Raw genomic sequence first — 2,709 nt, forward strand, 5'->3', positions numbered from 1 at the left:
ACCGGTTCCGGCGCATTCAAGAACGTTGCCCGGTCCATTTTCGGCTTCGCGCGGGACGCCGAAAGCGGCGACAGGGTAATGACCCAGGTCAAAAATAGTCTCGGCCGCGACCATCACGACCTTCCGTCTCTGGCCTACGCGATATCAGACGCCATCGTGGAAACAAAGAATGGTGACACCCACGTCGGCAAGTTTTCGTTCCAGGGAATGGCCGATGCGTCCGTATCCGAGGTGCTGGGTTCGACCGGTCCTGGATACCGGAGTAGCGATGCTGAGGCATGGCTCAAGGAGTACCTCGAGGAGAACGGAGGCTCGGCGTCCAGCGCGGACACCAAAAAGGCAGCGAAGGAAGAGGGCATCTCTACCAAGATCCTCCGGACGGCACGGTTGTCACTAAAAGTAGTCACCACCCGAGATGGCTACCCGTCCGAAACGACGTGGTCGCTCCCTCCGCCGGACTCCGAAGAGTCAGTCGTGCCCAGTTGTGCCCAGTCTGGCCCCCGGGCACGTGGGGCACGACTGGGCACGACTGGAGGTCCGAGGGCACAACAGGGAGGGCACGACCAGTCCGGAACGCCTGACCCCACCCCGTCCGACAGCCACTCACAGTCACCATCGGGAGGGGTCGTGGTCCAGCTCAACATCCCCAACCGTGCCCCGGACGGTGCCGCATGACCCAGCCAAAGGGAGGGTGTGTCACACAGCTGGAAGACACAATCGATGAATATCGACGGGCCGCGACTCTCCTATGGAAAGACGCCGGAAAATTCGCAGTCGACCAATTCGAACGCATCAACAACGAACTCTTCGCCGATGAGCTACCACCCCTGCCGATCCTCATCGGCATCACCGCCTACGGACACTGCACCGGACTAACCCGCTTTCAGCCCGAAGGCCCGCGGATCACCCTATCGCAAACCCTCTTCAACAAAGGCGGACCGCTCACCGCCATCGACGTTCTCATCCACGAAATGAACCATGCTCTCTTGAACCTCAGAGGCGAGAATGCAGCGCACAACGGCAAACCGTGGTGTGACCTCATCACCGAACTGTCGCCGAAGGTGCTAGGCCGTGAGATCACCGTCCGTCCCGTTCGTTCACGGCGGATACCGAATCCGGAGCGGGTGACCAACCCGAAGGCGCCGAAGACCATCATCGTGAAACAGGCGTACGAAGGTGAACTCACCCGCGCAGACCTCGCAGGATGGCCCCGAACGCTCCGCCCGGCCGGCTACTACGCCAACGACCGGCCGATCCCCGTATCGACCTACTGACCCCCCGCCGGACCCTGCCCCGTCCGGCTCCGGGATCCCATCAACCAACCTGAAGGATGCATCGATGACCAAGACCGGCAGAACCGAAACGAAAGCAATCAACGCTGAACTGCGAGAGTTGCGTCGAGACCGCAAGGAATGGCTTACCGGCAAACGGCTTCACTGGGGACAGCCTTGGTGCACAGGACCCGGCTCGCCGCATCACCAGTCGGCCGTCTCGGATGAGCTTCTCTGCGAAGGCTGCACCACGGTCGACTGGTGCCGGGAGTGTGCCGCAGAGATCGAGGTTCGGATCGATGTACTGGTGGCGCGGCTGAACCCGCTTGAGGGAGTTACCGTCCCCGCAACCGCCGGTCCACAGCAGCCGACACTTTTTTGACCCCCCGCCGGACCCTGCCCCGTCCGGCTCCTTCCCACCCGAAAGCACGACAATGACCGCCACCCCCGCCGACCTCGAAACCCTCCGCGCCGAATCCCTCGCCCGTGTTGCCGCAGCCATCGAAGCGGCACGTACCCGCCATGCCACCCAGAAGGCCGCCAGCGCCGCGAAAACAATCCGCCGGAACTTCGGCTTGGCCGCCCGCCACCGGCGCCACCTCGACCGACAGGACAACACATGAGTCTCAGCCACCGGCGCACCCTCAGCAGCTTTGACGCCCAGCCTTCCCGCGCATTCCCGCCCCCACCCCAAATCGCAGACCCCGACCAGCTGCGGTATGATCGACGTGCAATAGTCGCCCGCCAAGAAACGAGCCAAAACATGCCCGTGATTATCGACGATTTCCCCGCACGGCCACCCCGCCCAATCCACACCGGCGACCAGCTCCTGCTCGAGGCAGCAAAAGCGCTCGGCCACCCCCAATCCGTCGTGAAAGCCAGGCGGGAAATCCTATCCGTCACCCGCGACCCCGCCGGCCGCATGATTGTCGAAGACCGCTCCGGCGTATGGGTCATCTGCACCCCGTATGCGCCCGACGATGCAGGACACGTCGACGCAACCTTCGACGAAATCCGCTCCGGACGGCCACGCTCCCCCGGTAGCCGAATCCCCCGCTATGTCACCTCAACACATGTCCCACCCCCCCCGCTCGACACGTCCCCGTGGACCGTCGCAGACCTCGACCTAGCCGCCGACCGCATCCCCACACCACCCCCAGGCGGCCACGCGTCAAACGGCGACCCCCTCTACACGAATTTCGTCGGCAACGACCCCATCCTCGCCCGGGTCGCATGGAAACGAATCGCATTCCTCCGCGCCGAATCCACAAAAACAATCCTCCCATCCAGCCCGCAATGCCGCGCATACCGAAAACTGATCATTGACTCGGCATGGCTAGCCGCCGACGAAGCCGCGAAACTTTGAACAGCCCAGCCGACCTCATCGACTGGCCGGCCGCATACGGGGCGATGCACGCCATCACCCCACCCGACACCC

The 2,709-nt window shown here is 63.4% G+C and carries 4 protein-coding genes and 1 pseudogene; all 5 read left to right on the plus strand.

Annotated features, from left to right (window positions below):
• Nucleotides 1-675, plus strand: a pseudogene (locus tag U9983_RS27505) (hypothetical protein); the annotation flags it as partial.
• Nucleotides 672-1,274 (plus strand): SprT-like domain-containing protein, encoded by a 603-nt coding sequence (locus U9983_RS27510; protein ID WP_322756799.1) that lies wholly within the window; start codon nucleotides 672-674, stop codon nucleotides 1,272-1,274. The pseudogene U9983_RS27505 and the gene U9983_RS27510, both read left to right, overlap by 4 nt.
• A 64-nt stretch (nucleotides 1,275-1,338) precedes the next feature.
• Nucleotides 1,339-1,653 carry a hypothetical protein gene (locus U9983_RS27515; RefSeq protein WP_322756800.1) on the plus strand — a complete coding sequence of 105 codons (315 nt, stop codon included), beginning with the start codon at nucleotides 1,339-1,341 and terminating at the stop codon, nucleotides 1,651-1,653.
• Between the two features lie 52 nt (nucleotides 1,654-1,705).
• Nucleotides 1,706-1,894 carry a hypothetical protein gene (locus U9983_RS27520; protein ID WP_322756801.1) on the plus strand — a complete coding sequence of 63 codons (189 nt, stop codon included), beginning with the start codon at nucleotides 1,706-1,708 and terminating at the stop codon, nucleotides 1,892-1,894.
• Nucleotides 1,895-2,034: 140 nt separating this feature from the next.
• Nucleotides 2,035-2,637, plus strand: a complete 603-nt coding sequence (locus U9983_RS27525) for a hypothetical protein (RefSeq protein WP_322756802.1) — start codon at nucleotides 2,035-2,037, stop codon at nucleotides 2,635-2,637.
• The last annotated feature ends 72 nt before the right edge of the window (nucleotides 2,638-2,709 follow it).

The organism is Protofrankia sp. Cas3, from assembly GCF_963555955.1.
Classification (GTDB): Bacteria; Actinomycetota; Actinomycetes; order Frankiales; family Frankiaceae; genus Protofrankia.

What these genes read in the sequence shown, in the direction of transcription:
- U9983_RS27520 (WP_322756801.1), top strand. Translation starts at nt 1,706, where the DNA reads ATGACCGCCACCCCCGCCGACCTCGAAACCCTCCGCGCCGAATCCCTC.
- U9983_RS27515 (WP_322756800.1), top strand. Translation starts at nt 1,339, where the DNA reads ATGACCAAGACCGGCAGAACCGAAACGAAAGCAATCAACGCTGAACTG.
- U9983_RS27510 (WP_322756799.1), top strand. Translation starts at nt 672, where the DNA reads ATGACCCAGCCAAAGGGAGGGTGTGTCACACAGCTGGAAGACACAATC.
- U9983_RS27525 (WP_322756802.1), top strand. Translation starts at nt 2,035, where the DNA reads ATGCCCGTGATTATCGACGATTTCCCCGCACGGCCACCCCGCCCAATC.